Below are 25,904 nucleotides of genomic sequence, written 5' to 3'. Positions count from 1 at the left end.
GGGGGGGGCAGCGGCGGATTAGAGCAGGCGGCGCAGCAAACGCCGCTTGAGCCCGTTGTACGGCGGATAGGCCACCCGCAGCGTGTCCAGCGCGGTGCCCTTGGTGAACACCGGACGCAGCTGGCTGAACGTGTCGAACGAGAACTTGCCGTGATAGGCGCCGGTGCCGCTGGCGCCGGCGCCGCCGAACGGCAGGCCGGGCACGGCCAGCTGCACCGTGCTCACGTTGTGGTTCACGCTGCCGGCCCGCACCCCGCGTTCAAAGGCCTTCCGGGCCGCTGCCGAGTGCGTGTACAGGTAGGACGCCAGCGGCACCGGACGGGCGTTGATGAACGCCATGGCCTCATCGAGGTCCTTCACGGTCAGCACGGGCAGGATGGGACCAAAAATCTCTTCCTGCATCACCGGAGAGTCCGGGGAAACATCGGTCAGGATGGTCGGCTCCAGGTACAGCGAGTTCCGGTCGCCGCGTCCTCCGGCCAGCACGGTTCCGCTCTCCAGCAGACCGTGCAGCCGGTCCCAGTGCTGTTCGTTGATGATCCGGCCCAGGTCCGGGCTCCGCGCCGGATCCTTCCCGAACAGCTCGGCGACCGCTCGGACCAGGTGCTTGCGCAGCTTGGGTGCCGCCGCCTCGGTGACGAGCACGTAATCCGGCGCCACGCAGGTCTGTCCGGCATTCAGCAGCTTCCCGTACACCAGCCGGCGGGCGATGGCGGCGAAATTGCCGTCCAGCACGACGGCGGGCGACTTCCCGCCCAGTTCCAGCGTGACCGGAGTCAGGTATTTGGCGGCGGCCTGCAGCACCACCCGGCCCACCCGTTCCCCGCCGGTGAAAAAGATGGAGTCGAAGCGCTCGGCCAGCAGCGCGGTGCTGGCTTCCTGCCCGCCCTGGATGACGACGACGGCGTCCGGGTCCAGGTACTGCGGCAGCAGTTCCGCCATTGTCGCCGAGGTGGCGGGAGCCAGCTCCGAGGGCTTCAGCACCGCGGCGTTGCCGGCCGCCAGGGCGCCGATCAGCGGAGCCAGCAGCAGCTGCACGGGATAGTTCCACGGTGCGATGACCAGCACCACGCCCAGCGGCTGCGGCTCGGTCTTGGCTGAGGCGGGCAGCAGGCCCAGCGGCACCGGAACGCGGGTGCTGCGGGTCCACTGCGCCAGGTGCTTCAGCGTGTATTCGGCCTCGGCGCGGGTGATGGAGATTTCGGTCAGGTAGCCCTCGAGCGGGTTCTTGCCGAGGTCCCGGGCCAGGGCGGCGCCGAACTCAGCCTCGCGCTCGGTCAGCATCCGGATCAGGCCCTGAAGCTGGGCCCGCCGCCAGGACAGCGGACGGGTCCGGCCCGAGTCGTAGGTCCGGCGCACCGCTGCCACCGCGGAGCTGATCTGCCGCTCCGGGAGGGTTTCGCTGACCTCTGCCAGGGCTCCGGCGCTCATCGGTGGCTCTCCGGAGAGCCGGCGCCGGCGGGAGCGCCTGCCGGTGCCGCCGCCGGCGGAGCTTCGGGGCGGCCGGTGAAGTGGTCCATGGACTGGTACACCTTGAACACGCGTCCGGCCACCACGTCCCACAGCGGCTGCGGCAGCAGCCCGCGCAGGGCGCTGCCCAGCGGCACCGTCCACGGCAGCTGGATCCGGGCCTTGCCCTCCATCAGGGCAGCCCACGCCCGGTCCACCACATACTGCGGTTCCATCAGCGGCGTCATCAGCGGGCCGCGGGCCCCGGCAAACATGCCGGTTTTGATGTAGCTCGGAATCAGGGTGGTGACCTGAATGTGCCCGTTGCCGGCTTCATTGAGTTCCAGCCGCAGCGAATCGCTCCAACCGATCACTGCCCACTTGGAGGCGGCGTAAACGCTCATCTTCGGCACTGACAGGGTGCCCGACGCCGAAGCGACGTTCAGGATCCGCACCGGCGTGCGGCGGGCGATCATCTGCGGCAGGAACGCCCGGGTGATCTGCATCGGCGCCACCGCATTCACCTGCATCACGGCGTCAATGTCCGCCGCCGTGTGCTCCCAGAAGTACTTTCCGCGCACGATCCCGGCATTGTTGATCAGGACATCGGGAACCCCCACCTCTGCCAGAACCCGTTCGGCGGCCGCGGCCACCTCCGGCTGGGAGCTGACGTCCAGGGCAAAGGAATGGACAGCACTGCCGCCCGGCTCCCGCAGCTCCGCCGCCGCGGCCTCCAGGGCATCGGTGTTGCGGTCCCACAGGACCACGTGCGCGGCGCCGTCGCGCACGGCCCGTTCGGCGTACAGCCGCCCCATGCCCATGGCCGCGCCGGTGATGAGTACCGTGCGGCCCGAAACTGATATGCCCATGCTGATCCGTCCATTCGCGGGTGACGCCGGTGTCCGCCCCCGAGTTGTTCCCGGTAAGTGCTTCGCCTGCAACGTAACATCTTGGACATCGATGCCCGGTACTATTCTGCACGAACCCTCCGTTGGTCTTTGAAAGGCACATCCATGAGCAAATTCGGTACCGCCTGGACCATTCACGGTGACGGCAAGACGATTAAACCCGGCGAATACGTGGCCCCCGGCGAACGGCTCAGCTGGCCGCGCACCATCGGCATCGGCGCCCAGCACGTCGTGGCCATGTTCGGAGCCACCTTCCTGGTTCCGCTGCTGACGGGTTTTCCGCCCGCCACCACACTGTTGTTCTCGGGCATCGGCACCATCCTGTTCCTGATCATCACGGCCGGACGGGTGCCCAGTTACCTCGGCTCCAGCTTCGCGTTCATCGCACCCATTGCGGCGGCCACCAGCCAGCACGGTCCCGGCGGAGCGCTCGGCGGGATCATCATGGCCGGGGCGGCGCTGTTCCTCATCGGCCTGGCCGTCCAGGTGGCGGGCACAAAGTGGATCCAGATCCTGATGCCCCCGGTGGTGACCGGCACCATCGTGGCCCTGATCGGACTGAACTTGGCCGGCACCGCCCGCACCAACTTTGAGGCGGGCCCGGTCACCGCCGTCGTCACCGTGCTGGTGATCCTGCTGTCCTCAGTCCTGTTCAAGGGCTTCCTGGGCCGGCTCTCGATCCTGATCGGCGTGGTCGCCGGCTACATCACGGCGATGCTGCGGGGCGAGGTGGACTTCGCGGTGATCGGCGACGCCGCCTGGTTCGGGCTGCCCGAGTTCATGTCCCCGACGTTCCACTTCTCAGTGATCGGCCTCTTCGTGCCGGTGGTCCTGGTCCTGGTGGCCGAGAACATCGGCCATGTGAAGTCAGTCGCCGCCATGACCGGGCGTGATCTTGATCCCTATGCCGGCCGCGCGCTGATGGCCGACGGCCTCGCCACCGTGCTGGCCGGATCCGGCGGCGGTTCCGCGACCACCACCTACGCGGAAAACATCGGCGTCATGGCCGCCTCCCGGGTGTACTCCACGGCCGCCTACTGGGTTGCCGGACTTGTGGCCATCCTGCTGAGCCTGTTTCCGAAGTTCGGCGCGATGATCGCGACCGTTCCGGAAGGCGTGCTGGGCGGCGCCGGCGTCATCCTGTACGGCATGATCGGCATGCTGGGCGTGCGCATCTGGGTGGACAACCGGGTGAACTTCTCCAACCCGATCAACCTCTCCACGGCCGGCCTGGGCCTGATCATCGCCATCGCCAACTTCACCTGGGTGGTGGCCGGGCTGGAGTTCGGCGGCATCGCGCTCGGCACCGGAGCCACCCTGCTGGCCTTCCACGGCATGCAGGCGATCGCGCGCTGGCGGGGCACCGATCCCGACGATCCGCAGGAGGACCGGGGAGCGAGGCCGAGCCGGCTGGGCTAGGCCCCGCCGGCTCGGCCCCGCGGTTACGGGCGGGCCCCGCGGTTACGGGCGGGGCCTAAGCACCCTCGAGGGCCTGCACGGTGGCCCGGGTCAGCCAGCGCCGGGCGGAGGTCATCGCGTCCTGCGGGTCCGACACCAGGTCCAGCAGGCTCACGGCCGCCACCACGCCGTATTCCGCCAGCACCTGCGGCGGCAGCGTGATCCGCCCGGCCAGGGCCACCACCGGGATGCCGGCGTCCCGCGCACGCTCGGCCACCGACAGCGGAGCCTTGCCGTACCGGGACTGCTCGTCAAGGGAGCCTTCGCCGGTCAGCACCAGGTCCGCCTTCTCGAGGGCGGCTTCCAGCCCGGTGAGCCGGGAAATCACGTCGAAGCCGCTTTCCAGGGAGGCCTCGGTAAACGCCAGGAACGCCGACGGGAAGCCGCCGGCCGCGCCGGCGCCGGCGGTATCGACGTCCACGCCGGTCACCTCCCGCAGCAGTGCGGCCCACCGGACCAGGGCCTCGTCCAGCAGCAGGCGCGCCGAGGCGTCGGCCCCCTTCTGTTCCCCAAACACGTGCGCCGCCCCCTCCGGGCCGGTCAGCGGGTTGGTGACGTCGGCAGCGATGCGGACCCGGACACCCGGCAACCGGCCGTCCAGCCCGGACACGTCGATCGCCGCCGCCAGGGACAGCCCGGCCCCGCCCGGCGGCACCGGATTTCCGGCGGCATCCAGGATCCGCAGGCCCAGGGCGGTGAGCGCTCCGGAGCCGCCGTCGGTCATGGCCGAGCCGCCGATGCCGAGCACGATTTCAGTGGCACCCGCGTCCAGGGCCTCCCGGATCAGTTCACCGCTGCCGTAGCTCGACGCCGCGAGCGAGGACTGCACTGAGGGATCCACCAGCATCAGCCCGGAGGCCCGGGCAGTTTCGATCACGGCGGTGCTTCCGGTCATCGCCCACAGGGCCGTGACATAGCCGCCCAGCGGCCCGCGCACGCTCGCGGTGTGCTCCTGCGCGCCGGCGGCCAGCGCCGCTTCCAGGGTGCCTTCACCGCCGTCGGCCACCGGAACGAGCATCACGTCGGCTTCCGGATAGACGGCAAGCACGCCTTCGGCCATCGCTGCGGCGGCTTCAACCGCCGAAAGGGAACCTTTGAACTTGTCCGGGGCTATGAGAACGCGCATGCACCAATACTGCCAGCCCGGAGGCCGATCCGGCGGCTCTGGGCCGGCCGGTCAGGGCTTTGCCTGCTCCGAGCGGCGCTGCGGCCAGACCCCCCGGCGGGACAGGACATCGGCCAGCAGGTCGGCCCGGTCCGACACCAGGCCGTCCACCCCCAGGTCCAGCAGCCGCTCCATGTCGGCGGGGTCGTTGACCGTCCAGACATGGACCTGCAGGCCGGCCCGGTGGCACCGGCTCACGAACCGCCGCGTGACGATCCGCAGGGGGCCCTGCCGCTCCGGAACCTGCAGGCACTGGTACCGTCCCAGCTTGGCCAGCACGCCCGCCAGGCCAAGCGGCGCGAGCAGCACGGTCAGGGCCGTGAACGGTGCGCCGGCGGAGCTGGCGGCCGGCCGGGCCAGCCGGCGCAGGGAGGCGAGCCGCCGGCGGTCCGAAAACGAGGTCACCAGCACCCGGTCGTGGGCGGCATGCTTGTCCAGCAGCCGCGCCAGTTCGGCAGCTCCTGCGGCGTCCTTGACGTCCACGTTCAGGCGCGCTTCGGGCAACTGCGTCAGCAGCTCCTCGACGGTGGGGATTTCCTCGGTTCCCCCCACGCGGGCACGCCGGACCTCGCGCAGGCTGAGCCTGCCCACGGGTCCGCCGGCGCCGGCAACCCGGTCCAGCGACGCGTCGTGGAAGGCCAGGAGTACGCCGTCGCGGGTGGTGCGCACGTCAGTCTCCAAATAGCCGAAGCCCAGCGCGGCGGCGGCGCGGAACGCCACCAGGGTGTTTTCGCGGCCTTCCCGGGAGAACCCGCGGTGGGCAAGCCCCAGTGGCGGCGGAGAGTCAAAGTAGGGATATCTCACCTGCGTACTTTATCCGCAGGAGCCCCGGCACCGGCACCGGACATCCTCATCCCGCGGGCCCGGTCCTAGACTGGCAGCACCCGGAGCCGCTGCTGCGGCGCGGGAGGGGCGATGCGGTGCGGAGGTACCCGGTTTGGCGACAGACTCCCGAGCAGAAGGACCGGCCGGAAGAAGCCCGACGCCGCACGGACCGGCGGCCGGGCTGCCCTGCGGGCTGGCGGATTGGCTGCGCGGGACCGCCCGCCGGGCACGGCGGGCTCCGGCAACGCTGGCCTTCCTGGCGGTCTTTTGGATGGCGGGTGCTGCAAGCTCGAGCCTGGTGTCCGGTCCCGATGCACCCCTCGCCGCCTGGGTCGTGCTCTCCGCGGAATCACTTCCCGAACACTGGCCGGCACTGCTGCTCTCGGGCCTTTGGGCCGCCGGCCTGCCCGGATACCTTGCCGGCACCCTTCTGATCCTGCTGGTCGGCCTGCCGTGCGAGCGCCTGATGGGCTCCGCACGGTTCGCCGCAGCTGCCGTCTGGGCGCAGCTCGCCGGCGCACTGCTGGCCATTGGGTTCACCCACGCAGCCAATGCCTTGCCCGGCGAATGGTCACGGGCGCTGGAGTCGGAGTCCTTTGTCGGCCCGGTGGCCTTCGTCTGCGGCGTTGCCGCCGCGGCCAGTGCCCGGTTCTCCACCCTCTGGCGCCGCCGCCTGCGCGTGGGCCTCTTCACGCTGCTGGTGCTCCTGGCCCTGTACGGGGGCTCGTTCCACAGCATCACGGTGCTCGGAGCCGCGGTCGCCGGGGCGCTGGCCGGGCCGCTTTTGGCTGGGCGCCGGCCGGCATTTCCGGACCGGATCGTCACCAGCCGGCGCGAAGCCCGCGTCCTGGTGGCGCTGGTGGTGGCGGCTTCCGCAGCGGGACCGGTCATTTCCGCGCTCAGTTCCCAGGCGGTGGGGCCGCTGGCGGTCCTGCGGTTCCTGAATACCGACATTGAGCTCGTCGATCCGCAGGCCCTTGCCGCGCTGTGCAGCGATCCGGCGCAAAGCGCTGACTGCACGGAGGCGCGGCTGCAACTGCGCGCAGGGCCGGCGGGGTTCTTCCTGGCCACGCTGCCGCAGGTCCTGCTGATTGTTTTTGCCGACGGGCTGCGGCGGGGCCGCCGTTTTGCCTGGTGGTGCGCCGTTCTCCTGCAGGGTCTGATGACGCTGCTGGCCGCAGTCCGCGCGGCCCGGTACCTCCGCGGAGACACCCCCGGCCGGATTGAGCTGGGAGCGGCGCAAAACGCACTGGTGCTGATCCTGCCCGTGCTGGTGCCGCTGGCTGTCTTCGTCCTGCTCTGCGTCACCCGCCGCCTGTTCACTGTCTCGGCGCCACCGGGCCTGTACCGCCGGCTGTCCGCCTGGGCGTCCGGGGCAGCGGTACTGCTCGGCGCCGCGTACGTCCTGGGCGGACTGGCACTCCGGAACTCCTTCACTCCGCAGGCCACCGCCCGGGCACTTCTCACCGGTTTGCCCGAACGGTTCCTGCCCGTCCTGGAACTCGAACTCCCGGCGTCGGCTCCCGGACCGCTGCCCCTCACGGTGCCGGCGGACCTGCTCTATGAAGGCGTCGGGCTGGCGTTCTGGGTGTTTACGTGTGTCCTGCTGCTGCGGTCCTTCCTGGAGCCGCCCTACCTCCGCGGCTCCGCAGACATCGTCCGGGCCCGCGCCCTGCTGAAGACCCACGGCGGCGGAACCATGGCCTGGATGACCCTGTGGCCCGGGAACACCTACTGGTTCTCGCCCGGCGGAAACTCGTATGTGGCCTTCCGGTCCACCCCCGGCGTTGCACTAACCGTTGGCCCGCCCGTCGGACCGCATCCGGAGCTGCGCCGGACGATCGAGGATTTCTCGGCCTTCTGCACTTCCAACGGAACAGCTGCCTGCTTCTACTCCGTGACCTCGGAAGTGGAAGGCATCACCTCCGGCATGGGGTTCTCCCGGCTGCAGGTCGCCGAGGAAACCATTCTGCCGCTGGGAAACCTGAAATTTCGGGGCAAAAAGTTCCAGGACCTCCGGACCGCCCTGAACCACGCCCGCAAGGCCGGCATCGAAGCGCGCTGGATCAGCTATCCGACGGCACCGCTGGCAGTGCTGGACCAGCTGCACGCCATCTCCGAAGAGTGGGCGGCGGACAAACAGATGCCGGAAATGGGCTTCACGCTGGGCGGGCTGGACGAGCTGGACGATTCCGAGGTCCGGTGCCTGATCGCCGTCGACGGCGACGGCACCGTCCATGCGGTGACCTCCTGGCTGCCGATCTACCGGGACGGCCGCGTCATCGGCTGGACCCTGGACTTCATGCGCCGGCGCGGCGCCGGCTTCAAGCCGGCCATGGACTTCCTCATTGCCTCCGCCGCAAGCCTGCTGCAGGCGGAAGGGTATGAACTGCTGAGCCTCTCCGGAGCACCGCTGGCCCGCGCCGCACGGCCCGGGCCCCGGAACGGGAACGGAGCCGGTAACGGAACTGCGAGCGGAGCCGCGGAGAGGGCGGACCCGGCGGCGGGCGACTCAAGCCTTCTGGATTCCGTCCTGGACCTGCTCGGAACGACCCTGGAACCGGTCTACGGCTTCCGCTCCCTGCTGGCGTTCAAGGCCAAGTTCCAGCCCCGTTACGTTCCCCTGTACCTGACGTACCGTGATCCGGCCTCCCTGCCCGCCATTGGGAACGCCGTCGCACGGGCCTATCTGCCGCGGCTTTCCGTGGCCCAGGGGCTCACCCTCGTGCGGCACATTGTGGACAGCTCACGGTGAACTCACTGTCGCTGATCAGCGGGGCATTTCCCGTTGGGCTAGGAGTCCTGGGCGCGCTGTCACTGCTGTGGCTGGTTTGGGGCGGACGCCGGCAGGTGCTGGTGGTGGTGCCGGCGGCCGCTGCATTCGCTGCCCTGCTGACTTTGATCCTGTATGTCCTGGCCGAGACCGTTTTTCATTGGTGGAACGCCTCACTGCCGCGCCTGCTGTATGTATATGCCTGTGCTGGCATACTTGCGATAATCCTTGCGGCGGCGCGGCTGAGGGACGCCCGGGCCGTCCGGATGCGGCTCCTGACACTCGTTGCCGCAGCACTGGTCATGGCGGCGGTCGCCGGCGCCACGAATGCAGCCTACGGACAGTATCCGACCCTCGGTTCGCTGCTGTTTCCGCCGGCGGTGGAGACCTCGGACCTGCCCGAACGCAGTCCGGACGCCGCCGCCGGGCGTCCGGATACCACCGAGGCCAACTGGGTGCCGCCGGAGGACATGCCCGCCGGCGGCAGGGTCTATTCGGCCGACATACCGGGCACGGTTTCCGACTATGCCGCCAATCCGGCGCTCCTCTACCTGCCTCCCGCCTATCTGGCGACGCCTCCTGCCGTGAATCTGCCCGTGCTGGTGCTGATCCACGGCCAGCCCGGGGGCCCGTCCGACTGGCTGATCGGCGGACAGCTGCTTGAGGCCATGGACACTTTCGCCGCAGCGCATTCCGGATTGGCCCCAGTGGTGATCATGCCTGACGCATCGAACGCCAACAACAAGAACTGGCCGCTCTGTCTGGATTCCACGATCAGCTCCTCAGCCACCTACCTGGCCGTGGATCTTCCGGCCTGGGTGCAGCAGCATCTGGCCTCCGGGCTGCGGGGCGGGCCGCAGTGGGCCGTTGCCGGCTATTCCTACGGCGGAACCTGCGCCCTGCAGCTGGCGACGAATTTTCCCGCCGCCTACCCCACCTTCATCGACATTGCCGGTGAAGCGGAGCCCAGCATTCCGCAGGGCCGTGACGCCCTGGTCCAGACCTACTTCGGCGGGAACACCGCCGCCTTCACCGCCCAAAATCCCCTGGACCTGCTGCAGCACCGGACCTTTCCGGATTCCGCCGGGATCGTGGTCGTGGGCGCTGACGATTCCGTGTACGCCCCGCAGGGGCGGTCGGTCTCTGCCGCCGCCCGTGCCGCCGGCATGGACGTCACCCTTCAGGAGGTGCCCGGCGCCCATTCCTGGCATGTCTGGAAGGCGGGCCTGGTGGACAATCTGGACTGGCTCGGCCACCGGTTGGGCATACTGGTTCCATGACCCGCAACAGTTCCGAACCCCGCCCGCACGACTCCCGGCCCGAGCCGGAGCCGCGGGAGCCGATGCAGCAGACGAAGCCGAAGCCGGGGATTCCGGGCTGGCTCGCTGCGGTTTTCCAACGACTGGTCCTCTGGACATCGCCCCACGCCGCTCTGCTGATCACCCTGGCGGTGGGACTGATCCCGGCGCTCCTGCTGACCCTGGGATCGGCCGAGGTCTATGAGTCGGTGAGTGACTCCGACGGCGTGGCCCAACTCGACCAGCCGGTCCTGGATGCGGCCCTGACACTGCGCTCCCCGGAAGTCGACAGTGCGGTGACGGCCTTCACCAACCTGGCCGGCACCGTCGGCATGCCCATCCTGGCGAGCACGGCCATGGTGATCATGGCGCTGAAGTGGCGGTCCTGGACCCCGGTGCTGCTGATAGCTGCCGCTGCCGCCGGATCCCTGCTGATGACGGTGGCGGGCAAGGACCTGGTGGGCCGCGTCCGGCCGCCGCTGACGGAAGCCGTGCCGCCGTTTGAGCATTCGGCGTCGTTTCCCAGCGGCCATTCGCTGAACGCCGTGGTCATTGCCGGAGTGGTGGCCTATCTGATCGTGCTGCACCTGCACAGCCGCGGCGCCAAGGTGCTCACCGTGCTCCTGGCGGCCGGCTTCTCAATAGCCGTGGGGCTGAGCCGCGTGTTCCTGGGCCACCACTGGTTCACCGATGTGCTGGTGGCCTGGACGCTGGGACTGGCCTGGCTGGCGGTGGTCATCACCGCGCACCGGCTGCTGCACTCCCGGCGGATGTCCCGATCCGAAGCCGCAGCGGGCGCCTAACCCCGCTGCTTGGCAACTGAACCCCCGCTCCGGCGAACCGGGCTTACCGAACCGGGCTCACGACCGGCGCAGCAGCCCCTCCAGGATCTGGGCGACGCCGTCGTCGACGAACGCCGGTGCCACTTTGTCCGCGGCAGCGAGGGCGTCGGCGTGGCCTGACGCCATGGCGTAGCCGCATCCGGCCCACTGCAGCATCTGCACGTCGTTGGGCATGTCGCCAAAGGCCACCACATCAGCGGGGTCGATGTCCCGGGACGCAGCGTAGTCGGCCAGCGTCACCGACTTGTCCAAGCCGTGCAGCGACATCTCCAGCAGCGCAATGGAGGGGGCGGAATGAGTGGTCGACACCAGATGCGCCACCGCGGGGCGGACACGCTGCAGGACTTCGTCCGGCGCGGCGCCGTCCACCCGGGCCAGGAACTTCACCACGGTGTCGGTGTCGGTGAGGGTTGCTTCCAGCGGCGCGGGGGCAACGGCACCGGGCAGGTCCCGGGATTCCGATTCGAGGAAGCCGGGGCCCAGATGAAAGCCGCCAACGGTTTCGGCGGCAAAACGGGCGCCCGGGTAGAGGCCCCGGATAATGCCGGCGGCGGCAAAAATGGCCGGCAGGGACAGGGCCTGCGCCTTCAGCACCCGTTCGGTGCCCAGGTCGTAGGTGATGGCGCCGTTGGAGCAGATGACGGTTCCCGCGTGCCCGAGGAAATCCTGCAGCGGGCTCAGCCAGCGCGGCGGCCTGCCGGTGACAAACACAACCTCGATGCCGGCCTCCGTGCAGTCGCGGAAGGCACGGACGGTCCGGTCACTGATCCGGTTGTCGGGACCGACGATGGTCCCGTCCAGGTCACTTGCCACCAGACGCACCGGGCACCTCGTTCCCTCGCAGGTTGATCTGCGCACCTGCGCAGGCCTCCAGCCTAACCGGCCCGGCGCCGCTCCCTGGGGCGGCGGCGCCGGGCCAGCGCGGCGCTGCCCGGCTAGGCGGCGGGGACCTCCGCCAGGCCGACGATCCGGGCGCGGGCCAGGGTGTGGGTGAACAGGGCGAAGCCCAGGGAGGCCGGGCTGGCATCCGCCGGCACCTCCAGTGATTCGACGTCGACGGCGTGGACCACCACCATGTAGCGGTGCGGGCCGTGGCCGGCGGGCGGTGCCGCGCCCACGAAGCCGCGGAACCCGGCGTCGTTCGCCAGTTGCACGGTGCCCGGCGGCAGGTCACCGTGGTTCGCCGCGTTGCCGGGCAGGGAGGTTGCCGTTGCCGGAATGTTGAATGCCGCCCAGTGCCAGAAGCCGCTGCCCGTGGGGGCATCGGGGTCGAACATGGTCACGGCGAAGCTCCGGGTGCCCTCCGGGGCTCCGCTCCAGCTCAGCTGCGGTGATGCGTCCTGCCCGCCGGGAATGCCCATTTTCCCGCTGTACTGGGCGGCGGACATCGGCTCCATGTTCGAGACATCGTCGCTGGTGACCGTGAAGGCCGGTACCTGCGGCAGGGCGTCATAGGGATCGTAGGACTGCATGTGTTCTCCTGCGTGGTGTTGGAAAGCGGTCAGAGTTCGTTGCGGTACGGCGGGTTCGCACCGGCGCGGGAAACGGTGACGGCGGCGGCGCGGGCGGCGAACCCGAGCACTGCTTCCAGGTCACCGGGCCCGATCCGCGCCAGCTCGGCGCGGCGGGCACCGCCGTCGAGTTCCCGGTCCATCAGGGACACCAGCAGAGCGGACATGAACGAGTCCCCCGCCCCCACGGTGTCCACCACGGTCACCGGCGGAACCGAGGCGTGGGCTTCGCCCGTGGCCGTCACGGCCCAGGCGCCCTTGGAACCGCTGGTCACCGCTACCAGCGCCGGCCCCATCCCCAACCAGCGGCGGGCGGCGTCCTGCGGCGAGTCCTGCGGATAGAGCCAGGCGAGGTCCTCGTCGGAGGCCTTGACGACGTCGGACAGCGCGACGAATTTCTCGGCCTGCTCCCGGGCGTAGGACACGTCGGTGATGATGGTGGGCCGGCAGTTGGGATCGTAGCTGATCGTGGCGGCGGGGCGGGCGCGTTCCACCGCCTGCAGCACGGCGTCGGCACCGGGCCGGAGCATCGCCGCGATGGACCCGGTGTGCAGTACGGAGGTCCCGTCCAGCAGGCGCGGCAGCGCATCCGCCAGCGAGGGAAGCTGCCACTCCAGGTCAAAGGTGTAGCGGGCGCCGCCGGCGGGGTCCAGAACGGCCGTGGCCACACTGGTGGGCAGCTCGTCCGCGGGCATGGGAGTCAGGACGGAATTGGCGCGCAGGTGCGCTTCGATCAGCTGGCCGTACTCGTCAGTGCCGTAGCGGCCCGCAAACTGGACCGGGCGGCCCAGCCGGGCCACCCCCACGGCAACATTGAGCGGGCTGCCGCCGGGGTGAAAGCGTTTGGGAGCGGTGTCGCTGAGAACCACGTCCACGAGGGCTTCGCCGATTACTGTGAGCACGACCTCAACCTAACAGAGCAGCCCGCGCCTCGCCTCTCCTTTGCCCGGTTCCCCGGACCGTCACCGGTTCCTTTACCCGGTTCCTTCCGCGAGCGGAGCGTCCGTCCGGGCCGGAAGACCGCCTCCCGGGGCGAAGATCCCGTCTTTGTGCGCGGCTGCCGTCACGGCCTGGACGACGGCGGCCCAAGCGGGCGTCCCCGGCGTAATCAGGGCGAAGTGGTCCCCCGGAACCAGCCGCAGCTCGGCCGGGGATCCGCAGGCGGCCGCGGCCTGCACAAACTCGGTCGAGGAGCTCAAGGGAACATCGGCATCACTGTCTCCGTGCAGGGCGACGGCGGGCACGGGCAGGGGGAGCAGCTGCATCGGATCGGCGCTGCGGTACCGTTGCGCGCTGCCCTCCGGGGAATTGCCCAGGAAGTCGCGCACGGCACCGTCACTCAGCTCCAGCGCCAGCGCCTGGGCCAGGTTCAGGAGACCGGCTTGGAGCACGACGGCGGTGACTGGCACGGCTGCGCTGCTGCGGGCCGCTGCCCAGACGGCCAGCTGTCCGCCGGCGGAATGCCCCAGCACGGTAACCCGGGACAGGTCCAAGCCGTGGTGCTGCGCCGCAGGTTGAAGCGCGTCGATGCCGGCAGCGACGTCGTCGGCGGTTTCCGGCCAGCCGCCGCCGTTGCCGACCCGCCGGTACTCCAGGTTCCAACAGGTGAACCCCCGATCGGCAAGGTCACGGGCACCGGGCCGGCCCAACTCGGCCGTGTACCCGGAGCGCCAGTAGCCGCCGTGAATGATGACCACCACCCCCGGATGGGCCTCGGCACCGCAGGCGCCGGACTCGACCGCGCCGAACTCCACCGTGCCGGAGTCCACGGCGCCGAACTCCACCGTGCTTCCGTTACCGGCGCGGGCCGCCAGCGTGAGTTCTGCGTATTGTTCGGGGCCGGGGCCGTAGGGAATCCGCAGCGGGGTCGGCGGCATCGGCTGCCCTCCTTCATCTGGCCTAATCTGGTACGCAGTGAACCTAAGCTGGTAGTGAGCCTAATGTCCGGCAGTGCCGGGCGGCAGGCGCCACATCCGGTTCGTGAACGAATGGAGATATTCTTATGGGCGCGTGGGACAGCCTTGATGACCGGCTGCGTCCGGTGGTCCAGGCGAGCATTGACGAGTACGCCCGGGTTCGTCCGGCCTTGGAAAAGCTCACGCGCGAAATGGAGGAGAGCCTCCGCCACATCTTCACCGACAGCCCCGTCCGTCCGCTGTTCGTGGCGTCCCGGACCAAAACCGTTGAGTCCTTCCGCGACAAGGCCTCCCGGACCCTCCCGTCCGAGGATCCGGAGGAGCTCCCCACCCTGCTGTTCCCCGACCCGCTGCGCAACCTCATCGACCTGGTGGGCCTGCGCGTCATCGTGACCCTGCCGCACGAGGTGGACGAGGCAGCCAACCTGATCAAGCGCCAGCGCGCCGAGTTCGACTGCCGCGGGGACCGCGAAAAGGACATCGGCTCCATCGAGTCCGGCACCTACGGCTATTCCAGCCGGCACCTGATCCTGCGCACCATCCAGAACGAGACGGTCCGGGAGTACCACCGGCTGCTGGACCCGGAGCAGCGGCCCAACGGCAGCTATCAGTTCGAAGTGCAGATCCGCACGGTGCTGGCGCACGCATGGTCCGAGATCGAGCACGACATCCGCTTCAAGGCCGGCGATCCGCGGGCCTGGAGCCCCTACTTCGACCGCCAGTTCACGGCCACCGCCGCCATGCTGGAAACCGTGGAAACCGCCTTCGCCGAACTCCACGAACGCTATGAGACGGTCACCGGCTTCTGGGACGAGGAGGGCGAGGGCAGTGCACCGCTGACGCCGAACCGGATCCGCGACATCTGGATGACCCTGCTGCCGCATGTGAACCGCAAGACCGGGGATGACTGGGGCTGGGCGGCGGAACTGCTCGCCGCACACGGTTTGAAAACCACCATGGACCTGGCCGGGCTGCTGCAGGCCGACGCCATCACCGAGGTCCGGCAGGCGCTGGACCACCGTTACTCCCCTGGTCCGGACCGGCTGCTCGATGACCTGCTGCTGTGGCGGTACGGCAAGAAGCACATCGACCTGACCGCCGAGCCGGAGGACGCCCCGGTGAAGCCGCGCCGGGAGTCGCTGGGCCGGCGCTACCGGCAGATGCAGCTCTACCGGGCCCGCGAAGCGCAGTAGCAAGCCTTGCCCGGCGTCGCCCGCGTCGTCTAGCTTTGCCAGGTGGCGATCGAGCTTTCAGGGCGGGATGCACGCCGGATGCGGCGGCAGTCCCAGCTGCTCGGCGGCTCGGACCTGGCACCGGCCGACGTCGTGCGCCGCGCCGTCGCCCTGCAGGGCCAGGACCTGCCCGCCGTGCTGCAGGCGATCGCCATCCGCTCCCGGCCCGGAACCGGCGTGCAGGAGGTCCGCGATGCCTTTGACCGGGGCGACCTGGTCCGCGGCTGGCCGATGCGCGGCACGCTGTTCGCCACCACGCCGGAGCATCTGGCGGCACTTTTGGCCTTCACCGCGGAACGCATCCGCACCATGGCTGCCCGGCGCCGCGCTGAGCTTGGCCTCGATGAGGCGGTGCTCGACAGCGGCAGGGAAACCCTGCGGACTGCCCTGCAGGAGCAGCCCCTGCTGCGGTCCGAAGCCCTGGCCCTCTGGGAAGCCGCCGGCATCAAGACCGCCGAGGGCCGCGGCTACCACCTGCTGATGCACCTGTCGGTTCAGGGCCTGGTGCATTGGGGTGCCTTCGACCCGTCCGGCAGCCAGCAGTACCTTGCCCTCTCGGCGGCCCGGCCACCCGACGATCCCGAGGCCGCGCTGGCGGAGCTGGTTCGGGGGTTCGTGCTGGCCAGGGGACCGGTTACGGAGGCTGATCTGGCCTGGTGGATGAAGCTGCCCAAGCGGACGATGCGGCGTGCGGCAGCTGCCGCGCCGGATCTGGTCGAGGTGCGCGTGGAGGGTCGGCCGGCGTGGATCGTGGGGGAACCGCAGGTCCCCGGGAAGTCCGGCGTCACGCTGGTGCCGGGCTTCGACGAATGGATCCTGGGCTATGCCGACCGCTCGCTCGTGGCGAGCCCGGAAATGCTCGCGGCGCTGGTGCCGGGCAACGGGATGTTCCGGCCGGCGGTGCTGGTGGACGGCGTCGCCGTGGGCACCTGGCGGTGGCCGCGCACCTCGCGTCCCTCCCGCGCCGCAGCAGAGCCCGTCCTCGACATCGTGGAACGGGTGCCGGCGGCCACGCGCCGGCAGATCGAGCGGGCGCTGGCGGCCTGGCCGCACCGCTGAGGCACGCAGAACGACGGCGGCCGGCACCTCCCCCGAGGGAAGGCACCGGCCGCCGTCGTCGTGCGGGGTGCGAGAAGCGCTAGGCTCCGGAAACTCCGGCGGCCAGCTTGTTCAGCGACTCTTCGAGGTCGTCCTTGGACACCATCGGGAAGGACACCTTCTTCAGCGTTTCCTTGTCGGTGACGTGGGACCAGTCATAGGTGAGCGTGACTTCGGTGGAGTCCGGCGCGATCGGGTTGAGTTCCCAGACCCACTGCCAGCCCTTGGGCTCGGTGCCGGCCGGAGCCGTCTGCCAGGCCAGGAGCTTGTTGTGGTCGTACCCGGTGACGGTGTTTTCCGTCTGGTAGTCGCCCATTTTCTCGTTGTGCATGTTCATGGTGAAGACCTGCCCGGAGGCGGTGATGCGGTCGGTCTTCTCGTCCGAGACCACCATGCCGGAGCCGTCCAGCTCGGGGTGGCGCTCGGGGTTGGACAGGAGGTTGAAAATGTCTGCTGCTGAAGCGTCGATGATTCGTGAGACAACAACACTGCTCTGATCAGTGGTCAATGAACTCTCCTTCGATGGATGGATCGTACGTACCTTTGCACGCCGGCTCAGTCGGCGGTCTGTTCCTGGGCTTCCTGCAGTTCCCAGCCCGTGATGTACGGCGGGTCCTGCCCTTCGTCCCGGGTGTACTGCCGGCAGCGTGCCCGTTCGTCCTGCAGCCACTGCCGGAAACCGGCCTGCGTTGATCCCAGCGACGCTACCCGGTCCAGCACGTCGATGGCCAACTGGAAACGGTCGATCTGGTTGAGCATGGCCATGTCGAACGGCGTGGTGGTGGTGCCCTCCTCCTTGTAGCCGCGCACGTGCAGGTTGGCGTGGTTGGTCCGCCGGTAGGTCAGCCGGTGGATCAGCCAGGGGTAGCCGTGGTAGGCGAAAATGACCGGCTTGTCCTTGGTGAACAGGGTGTCGAAATCCCTGTCGGAAAGCCCGTGCGGGTGCTCTCCGGGGTCCTGCAGCACCATCAGGTCCACCACGTTGACCACCCGGATGTTCAGCTCCGGCAGCTGCTCCTTCAGGAGGGCTGCCGCTGCCACCGTTTCCAGGGTGGGCACGTCGCCGGCGCAGGCCAGCACGACGTCGGGATCCGGCTTTGTCCCGGGACCGGCGGTTTCGCTGCCGGCGAAGTCCCAGATGCCGATCCCGCGCTCCACGTGCAGCAGCGCCTCCTCCGGATTCAGCCAGGCCGGGGTGGGCTGCTTGCCGGAAACCACCACGTTCACCCGGTCCCGGGTGCCCAGGATGTGCTCGGTGACGGCCAGCATGGTGTTGACGTCCGGCGGCAGGTAGACCCGGATCACGTCGGCCTTCTTGTTCACCACGTGGTCGATGAAGCCGGGATCCTGATGCGAGAACCCGTTGTGGTCCTGCTGCCAGACGTGGCTGGAGAGCAGGTAGTTCAGCGACGCCACCGGCTGCCGCCAGGACAGGCCGCGGCTGACCTTCAGCCACTTGGCGTGCTGGTTGAACATGGAATCCACAATGTGGACAAACGCCTCATAGCAGTTGAAGACCCCGTGCCGGCCGGTCAGCAGGTAGCCCTCCAGCCAGCCCTCGCAGAGGTGTTCGCTGAGGACTTCGGCGACCCGGCCGCTGCGCGCGAGGTTCTCGTCGAGCTCGTCGATGCGCTGCTGCCAGGCCTTGTCAGTGACTTCGTAGACGGCCTGCAGCCGGTTGGACGCCGTCTCGTCCGGCCCGAAGATGCGGAAATTCGTGGGATTCCGCGTGATCACGTCGCGCAGGTAGGCCCCGGCGGTGATCATCGGGGAAACCCGCTGCTCCCCCGGTTTCTCCACGTCCACGGCGTGCTCCGCGTAGGCGGGCAGCGCCAGGTCCCGCAGCAGCCGGCCGCCGTTGGCATACGGGGTGGCGCTCATCCGCAGGTCCCCGGCCGGCGCCAGTGCTGCGATCTCCGGCCGCAGCCGACCCGCGTCGTCGAACAGTTCCTCCGGCCGGTAGGAGGCCAGCCACTGCTCCAGCTGCGCGAGGTGTTCGGGGTTCTCGGAGATCTCGGACAGCGGCACCTGGTGGGCCCGCCAGGTGCCCTCGACCTGTTTGCCGTCCACCACCGCCGGGCCGGTCCAGCCCTTGGGCGAGCGGAACACGATCATCGGCCAGCGCGGCGCGTGCTCGTTGTGCCCGGCAGCGTCCGGGGCGTCGGCGGGGACGGCGGTGCGTTCGCCGGTGCGGTAGGGGGCCTGGATGGCGTCAATTTCGGCCAGGCAGGCTTCCAGGGCCGCGGCGAAGTCGGCGTGCGCCTGCGCCGTCGACGCCGGATCCTCCACCGTGACGAGGTGCGGGTGGTATCCGTAGCCTTCCATCAGCTTCACCAGCTGCTCCTCGGGCATCCGGGACAGGATGGTCGGGTTGGCGATCTTGTAGCCGTTCAGGTGCAGGATCGGCAGCACGGCGCCGTCCACTGCCGGATCAAGGAAGCTGTTGGAGTGCCAACTGGCGGCGAGCGGGCCGGTTTCCGCCTCGCCGTCGCCGATCACGGTGGCGGCGATCAGGTCCGGGTTGTCGAACACCGCGCCGTACGCATGCGCCAGCGAATAGCCCAGTTCGCCGCCCTCGTGGATGGAGCCGGGGGTTTCCGGCGCCGCATGGCTGGGCACGCCGCCGGGATAGGAGAACTGCCGGAACAGGGTGCGCAGGCCGTCCTCGTCCTCGCCGACGTGGCTGTAGATCTCGGAGTAGGTGCCCTCCAGCCAGGCGTTGGCGACGTTGGCGGGGCCGCCGTGGCCGGGACCGGTGATGAACAGGACCTCGCGCTGCTGTTCACGGATCAGCCGGTTCAGGTGCGCGTAGAAAAAGTTCAGTCCGGGCGTGGTGCCCCAGTGCCCCAGCAGCCGGGCCTTGACGTCCTTCTTTTCCAGCGGGCGGCGCAGCAGCGGGTTGTCGCGCAGGTAAATCTGTCCCACGGAGAGGTAGTTGGCGGCGCGCCACCAGGTGTCCACGTCCTGCAGGGTCTCGTTCAGCGGCTGTTCGGGTGCAACTGGCGCAGAGGTCATGCGGTGCCTCCTTGGCGGATAATTTCTTTCGGGAATGGACGACGGCGGCAGCCGGCCTGGCCTTTGTCAGGGGGCTTCCACCACGACGTCCGAAGGTTTCTTGTCGGGGCGCAGCCCCCGCCAGGCGGGGTGGCGCAGCTTGCCGCCGGCGGTGCGCTCGGAGAATGTCACTTCACCCACCAGGACGGGGCGCACCCATTGGGCGTCGGAGGCGTCGGCCGCCGGCACATCATCCAGCGGAGCGGTTTTGCGGGCCAGTTTCTTGAGCTTGCCGCCCACCAGGGCCAGGTCTTTTTCGCTCAGGCCCGACCCCACCCGGCCAATGTAGGTCAGGTCATGCCCGTCCGGAACGGCCACGAGCAGGGAGCCGATCTTGGAGGCGCGGTTGCCCTTGCCCGGGCGCCAGCCGACAATCACCACCTCCTGGGTGAAGGAATTCTTGAGTTTGATCCAGCTCTTGGACCGGCTGCCGGACGAGTAGGTGCTTTTCAGGCGCTTGGCCATGACGCCTTCCAGGCCGAGTTCCCTGCTGGACTCCACGGCGTCGTCCATCGACAGCTCCAGCGCCGGCGGAACCTGGACGTGCCCGTCCTCCCCCGCCGGTTCCACCGCCTGCGCCAGGATTTCCCGCCGCTGGGCATAGGGCAGGTCCATCAGCGAGTTTCCGTCCAGCCAGAGCAGGTCAAAGAGCATCAGGTGCACGGGGGTGCGGGCGGCTGCGGCGTTGATTTCGCGTTTTTTCGTCAGGTGCATCCGGGGCTGCAGCAGTCCGAAGTCGGGCCGGCCGGCCTTGCTGATGGCGACGATTTCGCCGTCGAGCACGGCCCGTTCACCGTTCAGGTGCCGGCCCAGCTCCTGCAGTTCCGGATAGGCGGCGGTCATGTCGTTGCCGTTGCGGCTGATCAGCCGGGTGCCCTCCGGGGTCACGTCCACGATGGCCCGGACGCCGTCCCACTTCATTTCGAACGCCCACTCGTCTTCGTTGTTGACGTCGGCCCGGGTGCCCAGGGTCGCGAGCATGGGTTCCACCGACGGCATGCCGTTCTCCGCGGCGTCGGCCGCCACCGCCTTCACCACGGCCGCCGCATCCGGCAGGGACTTCCCGGATGCCGGGGCCGCCGCGGCTGCGGCAACGGAGTCCTCGGGAGAATCCGGAGCATCGGGTTCTCCCGCTTGGGCCGCAGTCTTCGGCGCCGCCTCGGTCTCCGCCGGCGGCTGGTGCTTCATCAAGTGGATCAGCCAGTTGTTCGCTCCGCCCTGGCCGCCGGTGTGGATCAGCGCGAAGCGCCGGACGGCACTGCCTTCCGAGGCCAATCCGCCGTCGGGCTGGCCGTGGAGCACGGCAATGACTTCCTTGCCGTCCCGCCACTTTTCCCGCTCGTAGGTGCCGTGATCCCAGATCCGCACCTCGCCGGCACCGTACTCCCCCTTGGGGATGGTTCCTTCAAAACTGCCGTAGTCCAGCGGATGGTCTTCGGTCTGCACCGCCAGGTGGTTCTGGTTCGGGGAATCCGGCGGGCCCTTGGGCAGCGCCCAGGAGACGAGGACGCCGTCGTGCTCCAGCCGGAAGTCCCAGTGCAGCCGCCGCGCGTGGTGCTCCTGGATGACAAAGCTGTTGCCCTCGGACGTTTCGGCGGGTTCCTCGGGCACCGGTTCGGGGGTCTTGGCGGCGTCACGCATGCTGCGGTACTTGCTCAGCCGGTCCGCCGGGCCGCCCTCCGCCACGGCGCCGGCCTGCTCCGCCGCCTCCTCCAGCGCGTCAGCGTCGAGTTCCCCGGCGTCCATGCCGGCCAGCGGATCGCCGTGGTCGGCCAGCCGCTGCATCACCTGCTCGTAATCCAGCTGCGCCAGGTCCGGATCCTCCAGTTCCTCCCAGGTCCGGGGCGCGGCAACCGTGGGCGTGAACCGGCCGCGCAGGGAGTACGGGCAGATGGTGGTCTTGTTGGCGTTGTTCTGGCTCCAGTCGAGCAGCACCTTGCCGGTCCGCAGCGACTTTTTCATGTCGGACACGATCAGGTCCGGATGGTCCGCTTCCAGGGCGCGGGCCAGCTCGTGGGCCACGGCACTGACGTCGGACGAGCTCTGCCGCCCGTCCAGTGCGGCGTACAGGTGGATGCCCTTGGATCCGCTGGTGACCGGGCGGGCCTCCAGGCCCATGTCGGAGAGAATGTCGCGGGCCAGCCGGGCGACTTCGGCGCACTGGGCCAGGTCCACGCCCTCGCCCGGGTCCAGATCCAGCACCAGCCGGTCCGGGTTTTTGATCTTGCCGCGCGGGCCGAACCGCCACTGCGGGACGTGGATCTCCAGGGCTGCGCTCTGCGCCAGCCAGGTCAGCGTCGCCAGGTCGTTGACCAGCGGATAAATGTTGGTGGAGGTCTTGTGCTCGATCTCAAACCGCTTCACCCAGGTGGGGGCCGAGGTGTCGATGTTTTTCTGAAAGAACACCTGCCCCGGATCGTCCGGGGTGCCAACGCCGTGCACCCAGCGTTTCCGGGTGGCGGGGCGGTCGTGCGAGTGCGGCAGCAGCGCCTCAGCGACGGCGGCGTAGTAGGTCAGGACGTCGGCCTTCGTGGTTCCGGTTTCCGGATACAGCACCTTGTCAAGGTTGGTCAGCCGCAGGCGGTGACCGTCAACGTTCACGGTTTCCTGCTGCTTCAGACCCGCTCCGCTGCTCGTCATGGTCCCTAGTCTTACCGGGATTACCTGCCGATTTCCACTATTTGTCAGCTTGCTGAGCACATTACGCCACGGGCGTTCCGCCCTGCCTCCGCAGGGCACGCGGAACTGTGTATGTTGGAAAAATGACTGAACCACGGCGGGTTTTGGTAACGGGTGCCACCGGCTACATCGGCGGGCGGCTGGTTCCACTGCTGATTGCGGACGGGCACAAGGTGCGGGTCCTGGTGCGCTCTCCGGAAAAGCTCAACGACGTGCCGTGGCACGACGACGTCGAGATCGTCCAGGGCGACCTCACGGACAAGGACTCCGTGGCGGCCGCCATGCAGGACACCGACACCGTCTATTTCCTGGTCCATTCCATGGCCTCCGGCAAGGGGTTCGCGGCGCAGGAGCAGGACATTGCGCACCTTGTTGCCCGGGCGGCCGAAGAGGCAGGCGTGCAGCGGATCGTCTATCTGGGCGGGCTGCATCCGGAGGGCGAACTCTCTCCGCACATGCGCTCCCGCACCGAGGTGGGGCGGATCCTGCTTGAAGGCAAGGTTCCCGCCGTCGTCTACCAGGCGGGAGTGGTGATCGGTTCCGGCTCGGCCTCGTTCGAAATGATCCGCCACCTGACCGAAACCCTGCCCGTGATGCCGGCGCCCAGCTGGGTGCGCCGGAAAATCGAGCCCATCGCCATCCGCGACGTGCTGCACTACCTGGTCCGCGCCGTCGACCTGCCCGCCGACACCAACCGCACCTTCGACATCGGCGCCCGCGAAGTCCTGACCTACGCGGACATCATGAACGGTTACGCCGAAGAGGCCGGACTGCCGCGGCGGCGGATCTACGCGCTGCCGCTGCCCGCGCCCCGGCTGGCCGGAATGTGGGTCTCCCTGGTGACGCCCATTCCGCGGTCCATGGCCTTGCCGCTGGTGGAATCCCTCCAGCACGACGCGGTGTCCAAGGAACACGACATCGACCAGTACCTGCCGGAGCCCGACGGCGGACCCACCGGCTACCAGGCAGCGGTCAAGCGGGCGCTGGGCAAGGAAAAGCGCGGCGAGGTGGAAACCACGTGGGCGGGCGCGTCTCCGGCGGCCGACGAGGCCTCCTCGCCGCTGCCCAGTGATCCGAACTGGGCCGGGCAGACCGTGTACGTGGACTCCCGGCAACGCCGCTCCGGTGTGGCTCCGGAGCACGTCTGGCGGGTGATCGAGGGGATCGGCGGCAAGAACGGCTGGTACTCGCTGCCCATGGCCTGGGCCATCCGCGGCGTGCTGGACAAAACCGTGGGCGGCGCCGGCCTGACCCGCGGCCGGCGCCATCCCACCACCCTGTTCACCGGTGACGTGGTGGACTGGTGGCGGGTGGAGCTGATCGAGCGCGGGAGCCTGCTGCGGCTGCGCGCCGAAATGCGGGTTCCGGGCAAGGCCTGGCTGGAGCTGCGGGTGGATCCCGACGGCGACGGCAGCCTCTACCGGCAGCGCGCCGTGTACTTCCCCAAGGGGCTGGCCGGAAAGCTGTACTGGTGGCTGATTGCACCCTTCCACGGACTGATTTTCCCGTCCATGGCCAAGAACATCATCAAGCACGCCGCCCGGCTGGCCGAGGAGAGCTGAGTCAGCCTTCGATCCGCAGGCCCAGGGTGGCAGCCAGCAGCGGGGCCAGCATCCTCAGCTGCTCCTCATCCACGGTGGCTCCCTGCAGTCCCGGCACGTGCGTGATGGACCGGAACTCCGTGGACCGCAGGTCCACGTCCTGCAGCACCGCGCCGGACAGGTCCATGCTGCCGATCCGGCAGTCCCGGAAGGCCACCCGGGTGGCCTGGACCCCGTTCAGGTCCAGTTCCTCGATCGTGCAGTTGCTGAAGAGCACGTCGGTGAGCCGGGAGCTGCGCAGGTTCACGAAGTCCAGCTTGCCGCCGTCCACGTGGACGGAATCCCAGGCGCCGTCGTAGAGTTCGGCCGAACCCAGCCTGCTGCCTTCCAGGACGATGTCCCGGAAGGTGGTGCGCGGCGCCCGGAACACCGGGGCATACAGGCCGCTGAAGCGGCAGTCCAGGAACCGTCCGCCCCGCAGGCCGGTGTCCATCATTGACGCGGAGCTGAACTCGCATTCGGAAAAGGTGCTGCCCTGCAGGTCGAAACCGTCGAAGGATTCGCCGTCGAAGCGAAGGCCGTCAAAGGTCCCGGGATCCTGTGGTGCGGCTGCGTCCGTCAGGTCGTGCAGGGTTATTTGGCGCAGCCGCGGGGGCTTGGTTTTTCCTGTTTTTCCCGCGCCCCTTTGTCCGGCTGCGGCAGCTCCGGCCGGCCGCCGGAACGCCTCCGCCACGCCTACTTGCGCCGGCCGAAAACGAAGTAGGACAGCGGGCCGACGAAGTTCACGGCGCAGGCTGCTGACCAGAGTGCCTTGGAGCCCCGGACTTCAGCAGCGGGACGCCGCCAGATGTCCGCGAGTGCCAGGCCGGCGAGGAGCACCTGCACGGTCGAGGCGACACCCACCATCTTCTTCTGCTGGGCGGTGAGGTCCTTGATGGACTTTTTCTTGACCACTGTGTTCTCGATTCTCTCGATGGGATGCGTGCTCCCGATTCTGCCAGCAAAACCGCAGACCGCCAGTTCCGCCGGGCAGCTCCCGGCCCGGTATTTTCCGTCAGATCGCGGAATGAGAACCCAGCCGGTGGTAGGTGCGGTTGTGGTAAACCAGCGGCTCGTCCGGTTCGGCCGGGCTCAGGACCTCGAGCACCTCGGCCGTGACCAGCACCGAGGAGCCGACGGCGGTGCGGCTGAGGACCCGGGCTCGCAGGGCCCGCGGGACCTCGGTGAGCAGCGGCTCGCCGGTGGGCAGGCGCTCCCAGGCCAGGGCGGAGGAGAAACGGTCAGCGGAGGGACGGGCAAACAGTGAAGCCAGCGCCGCGTTCCGCGCCCCCAGCAGATGCACGACGACGGTGTCGGCGGCTGCCACTTCGCCGGCCGACCCGGAGGCCGAGGCCAGCGAGAAGACCAAGACCGCGGGGTCGACGGACACGGAGGACACGGAGGAGGCGGTGAGCCCCGCCGGACCGGACCTGCCCTCGGCGGTTATGACGGCGACGCCTGCCGGGTGGGATCTGAAGGCGTCCTTGAAATGGTCGATGAGCATGCTTCCACGCTAGAACCTCAACAATGGTTGAGGTCAAATCGGCGGCGCTTTTCCGGCGCCGGTCCGCCCTCGGGTGCTCAGTAGTCCAGGACCGGGGCACCGGTCCTGCGGCCGGCCGATTCGTCGTCGGGGTTCACAAACCGGCATTCGGCCAGCGTGAGGCAGCCGCAGCCGATGCACCCGCCGAGCCGGTCCCGCAGGGCCTCCAGCGAATGGATCCGGGCGTCCAGTTCCTGGCGCCACGCCAGCGACAGGCGCTGCCAGTCGTTGTGGTCCGGCACCGCATCGCTCGGCAGCTCCTCAAGGGCGCGGGCGATGGTCGCCAGCGGAATTCCGGCACGCTGGGCGGCCCGGATCACGGCAACCCGGCGCAGCACCGAGCGGTCGAACCGGCGCTGGTTCCCCGCCGTCCGCCGGCTGGAAATCAGGCCCTGGCGCTCGTAGAAATGCAGGGCTGACACCGCCACGCCGCTGCGCTCGGCCACCTGGCCCACCGTCAGCTCGGGCCGTTCCGCCCCCGTTGCCCCGTCCCTGTCCACAGGCTCGCCCACGCTTGCTCCTCCGTCCCTTCCATTATCCGCACTTCCCGGCCCGCTTCTCGCCCCGGATTCC

The 25,904-nt window shown here is 69.1% G+C and carries 22 protein-coding genes; 7 read left to right on the top strand and 15 right to left on the bottom strand.

All coding sequences use genetic code 11. From position 1 onward, the window contains the following. Positions 1–18: 18 nt before the first annotated feature. Positions 19–1,431: an aldehyde dehydrogenase family protein gene (locus QNN99_RS11290; protein WP_229966538.1), complete on the bottom strand. Its 1,413-nt coding sequence runs from the start codon at positions 1,429–1,431 to the stop codon at positions 19–21. Continuing rightward, positions 1,428–2,318 carry an SDR family NAD(P)-dependent oxidoreductase gene (locus QNN99_RS11285; RefSeq protein ID WP_229966537.1) on the bottom strand — a complete coding sequence of 297 codons (891 nt, stop codon included), beginning with the start codon at positions 2,316–2,318 and terminating at the stop codon, positions 1,428–1,430. Before QNN99_RS11285 ends, QNN99_RS11290 begins: the two co-directional genes overlap by 4 nt. A gap of 144 nt (positions 2,319–2,462) precedes the next feature. Here QNN99_RS11285 and QNN99_RS11280 point away from each other — a divergent pair, with 144 nt between their 5' ends. Beyond that, positions 2,463–3,776, top strand: a complete 1,314-nt coding sequence (locus QNN99_RS11280; protein ID WP_229966536.1) for a uracil-xanthine permease family protein — start codon at positions 2,463–2,465, stop codon at positions 3,774–3,776. Positions 3,777–3,831: 55 nt separating this feature from the next. Here the strand turns inward: QNN99_RS11280 and QNN99_RS11275 are convergent, their stop codons facing one another. Further along, positions 3,832–4,941, bottom strand: coding sequence for a glycerate kinase (locus tag QNN99_RS11275; protein WP_229966535.1), 1,110 nt, complete (start codon positions 4,939–4,941; stop codon positions 3,832–3,834). A 51-nt stretch (positions 4,942–4,992) separates the two neighbouring features. Further along, positions 4,993–5,784, bottom strand: coding sequence for a glycerophosphodiester phosphodiesterase family protein (locus QNN99_RS11270; protein WP_229966534.1), 792 nt, complete (start codon positions 5,782–5,784; stop codon positions 4,993–4,995). A gap of 133 nt (positions 5,785–5,917) precedes the next feature. On the opposite strand from QNN99_RS11270, the gene QNN99_RS11265 reads away from it, so the two are divergent. Genes QNN99_RS11265 through QNN99_RS11255 form a run of 3 tightly spaced genes read left to right on the top strand, consistent with a single transcriptional unit; the run spans position 5,918 to position 10,679 of the window. Continuing rightward, positions 5,918–8,560 (top strand): bifunctional lysylphosphatidylglycerol flippase/synthetase MprF, encoded by a 2,643-nt coding sequence (locus tag QNN99_RS11265; RefSeq protein ID WP_229966533.1) that lies wholly within the window; start codon positions 5,918–5,920, stop codon positions 8,558–8,560. Continuing rightward, positions 8,557–9,858, top strand: a complete 1,302-nt coding sequence (locus QNN99_RS11260; protein WP_229966532.1) for an alpha/beta hydrolase — start codon at positions 8,557–8,559, stop codon at positions 9,856–9,858. Before QNN99_RS11265 ends, QNN99_RS11260 begins: the two co-directional genes overlap by 4 nt. Continuing rightward, a complete protein-coding gene (locus tag QNN99_RS11255; RefSeq protein WP_229966531.1) occupies positions 9,855–10,679 on the top strand; it encodes a phosphatase PAP2 family protein in 825 nt (274 codons plus the stop codon). Before QNN99_RS11260 ends, QNN99_RS11255 begins: the two co-directional genes overlap by 4 nt. 57 nt (positions 10,680–10,736) lie before the next feature. Here QNN99_RS11255 and QNN99_RS11250 read toward each other — a convergent pair whose 3' ends face one another. The 4 genes from QNN99_RS11250 to QNN99_RS11235 form a co-directional block, all read right to left on the bottom strand. Beyond that, entirely contained in the window at positions 10,737–11,540 is an 804-nt protein-coding gene (locus tag QNN99_RS11250) for an HAD family hydrolase (protein ID WP_229966530.1), read from the bottom strand. Positions 11,541–11,653: 113 nt separating this feature from the next. After that, the gene (locus QNN99_RS11245; protein ID WP_229966529.1) at positions 11,654–12,190 is read right to left on the bottom strand and encodes a YbhB/YbcL family Raf kinase inhibitor-like protein; all 537 of its coding nucleotides are present in this window, start codon (positions 12,188–12,190) and stop codon (positions 11,654–11,656) included. Positions 12,191–12,219: 29 nt separating this feature from the next. After that, entirely contained in the window at positions 12,220–13,131 is a 912-nt protein-coding gene (locus tag QNN99_RS11240) for a carbohydrate kinase family protein (protein ID WP_229966528.1), read from the bottom strand. A 72-nt stretch (positions 13,132–13,203) separates the two neighbouring features. Beyond that, positions 13,204–14,106, bottom strand: coding sequence for an alpha/beta hydrolase (locus QNN99_RS11235; protein ID WP_229966527.1), 903 nt, complete (start codon positions 14,104–14,106; stop codon positions 13,204–13,206). A 125-nt stretch (positions 14,107–14,231) separates the two neighbouring features. Between QNN99_RS11235 and QNN99_RS11230 the strand changes: the two genes are divergently transcribed. Together QNN99_RS11230 and QNN99_RS11225 are read left to right on the top strand one after the other, a co-directional pair. Beyond that, positions 14,232–15,338: a GTP pyrophosphokinase gene (locus QNN99_RS11230; RefSeq protein ID WP_229966526.1), complete on the top strand. Its 1,107-nt coding sequence runs from the start codon at positions 14,232–14,234 to the stop codon at positions 15,336–15,338. Positions 15,339–15,380: 42 nt separating this feature from the next. After that, positions 15,381–16,436: a winged helix DNA-binding domain-containing protein gene (locus QNN99_RS11225; RefSeq protein WP_229966525.1), complete on the top strand. Its 1,056-nt coding sequence runs from the start codon at positions 15,381–15,383 to the stop codon at positions 16,434–16,436. A gap of 79 nt (positions 16,437–16,515) precedes the next feature. Here QNN99_RS11225 and QNN99_RS11220 read toward each other — a convergent pair whose 3' ends face one another. The 3 genes from QNN99_RS11220 to QNN99_RS11210 all read right to left on the bottom strand — a co-directional run bounded on the left by QNN99_RS11220 (position 16,516) and on the right by QNN99_RS11210 (position 22,169). Beyond that, positions 16,516–16,983, bottom strand: a complete 468-nt coding sequence (locus QNN99_RS11220) for an SRPBCC family protein (protein ID WP_229966524.1) — start codon at positions 16,981–16,983, stop codon at positions 16,516–16,518. A gap of 47 nt (positions 16,984–17,030) precedes the next feature. Next, positions 17,031–19,490 (bottom strand): phosphoketolase family protein, encoded by a 2,460-nt coding sequence (locus QNN99_RS11215; RefSeq protein WP_229966523.1) that lies wholly within the window; start codon positions 19,488–19,490, stop codon positions 17,031–17,033. Positions 19,491–19,556: 66 nt separating this feature from the next. Continuing rightward, entirely contained in the window at positions 19,557–22,169 is a 2,613-nt protein-coding gene (locus QNN99_RS11210) for an ATP-dependent DNA ligase (RefSeq protein WP_229966522.1), read from the bottom strand. A 122-nt stretch (positions 22,170–22,291) separates the two neighbouring features. Here QNN99_RS11210 and QNN99_RS11205 point away from each other — a divergent pair, with 122 nt between their 5' ends. Then, the gene (locus QNN99_RS11205; RefSeq protein WP_229966521.1) at positions 22,292–23,770 is read left to right on the top strand and encodes an SDR family oxidoreductase; all 1,479 of its coding nucleotides are present in this window, start codon (positions 22,292–22,294) and stop codon (positions 23,768–23,770) included. Position 23,771: 1 nt separating this feature from the next. Here QNN99_RS11205 and QNN99_RS11200 read toward each other — a convergent pair whose 3' ends face one another. From QNN99_RS11200 to soxR, 4 genes are all read right to left on the bottom strand, one after another. Next, positions 23,772–24,482, bottom strand: a complete 711-nt coding sequence (locus QNN99_RS11200; RefSeq protein WP_229966520.1) for a pentapeptide repeat-containing protein — start codon at positions 24,480–24,482, stop codon at positions 23,772–23,774. A gap of 2 nt (positions 24,483–24,484) precedes the next feature. Continuing rightward, on the bottom strand, positions 24,485–24,703 hold the full coding sequence (locus QNN99_RS11195) for a PLDc N-terminal domain-containing protein (RefSeq protein ID WP_229966519.1): 219 nt from the start codon (positions 24,701–24,703) through the stop codon (positions 24,485–24,487). Between the two features lie 100 nt (positions 24,704–24,803). Next, the gene (locus QNN99_RS11190) at positions 24,804–25,292 is read right to left on the bottom strand and encodes a flavin reductase family protein (protein ID WP_229966518.1); all 489 of its coding nucleotides are present in this window, start codon (positions 25,290–25,292) and stop codon (positions 24,804–24,806) included. Positions 25,293–25,369: 77 nt separating this feature from the next. Next, positions 25,370–25,843, bottom strand: a complete 474-nt coding sequence (soxR, locus tag QNN99_RS11185; RefSeq protein WP_284015838.1) for a redox-sensitive transcriptional activator SoxR — start codon at positions 25,841–25,843, stop codon at positions 25,370–25,372. Positions 25,844–25,904 lie beyond the last annotated feature (61 nt).

Origin of the sequence: Arthrobacter sp. zg.Y820, assembly GCF_030125555.1 — a bacterium.
Lineage (GTDB): Bacteria > Actinomycetota > Actinomycetes > Actinomycetales > Micrococcaceae > Arthrobacter_B.
Note: the sequence above shows the minus strand (reverse complement) of the source record. Positions and strands in the feature narration are given on the sequence as shown.

Excerpts from the sequence above, each read along its gene's own strand:
- QNN99_RS11290 (WP_229966538.1), bottom strand. The coding sequence starts at position 1,431 with ATGAGCGCCGGAGCCCTGGCAGAGGTCAGCGAAACCCTCCCGGAGCGG.
- QNN99_RS11285 (WP_229966537.1), bottom strand. The coding sequence starts at position 2,318 with ATGGGCATATCAGTTTCGGGCCGCACGGTACTCATCACCGGCGCGGCC.
- QNN99_RS11280 (WP_229966536.1), top strand. The coding sequence starts at position 2,463 with ATGAGCAAATTCGGTACCGCCTGGACCATTCACGGTGACGGCAAGACG.
- QNN99_RS11275 (WP_229966535.1), bottom strand. The coding sequence starts at position 4,941 with ATGCGCGTTCTCATAGCCCCGGACAAGTTCAAAGGTTCCCTTTCGGCG.
- QNN99_RS11255 (WP_229966531.1), top strand. The coding sequence starts at position 9,855 with ATGACCCGCAACAGTTCCGAACCCCGCCCGCACGACTCCCGGCCCGAG.
- QNN99_RS11245 (WP_229966529.1), bottom strand. The coding sequence starts at position 12,190 with ATGCAGTCCTACGATCCCTATGACGCCCTGCCGCAGGTACCGGCCTTC.
- QNN99_RS11235 (WP_229966527.1), bottom strand. The coding sequence starts at position 14,106 with ATGCCGCCGACCCCGCTGCGGATTCCCTACGGCCCCGGCCCCGAACAA.
- QNN99_RS11230 (WP_229966526.1), top strand. The coding sequence starts at position 14,232 with ATGGGCGCGTGGGACAGCCTTGATGACCGGCTGCGTCCGGTGGTCCAG.
- QNN99_RS11215 (WP_229966523.1), bottom strand. The coding sequence starts at position 19,490 with ATGACCTCTGCGCCAGTTGCACCCGAACAGCCGCTGAACGAGACCCTG.
- QNN99_RS11210 (WP_229966522.1), bottom strand. The coding sequence starts at position 22,169 with ATGACGAGCAGCGGAGCGGGTCTGAAGCAGCAGGAAACCGTGAACGTT.
- QNN99_RS11205 (WP_229966521.1), top strand. The coding sequence starts at position 22,292 with ATGACTGAACCACGGCGGGTTTTGGTAACGGGTGCCACCGGCTACATC.
- QNN99_RS11190 (WP_229966518.1), bottom strand. The coding sequence starts at position 25,292 with ATGCTCATCGACCATTTCAAGGACGCCTTCAGATCCCACCCGGCAGGC.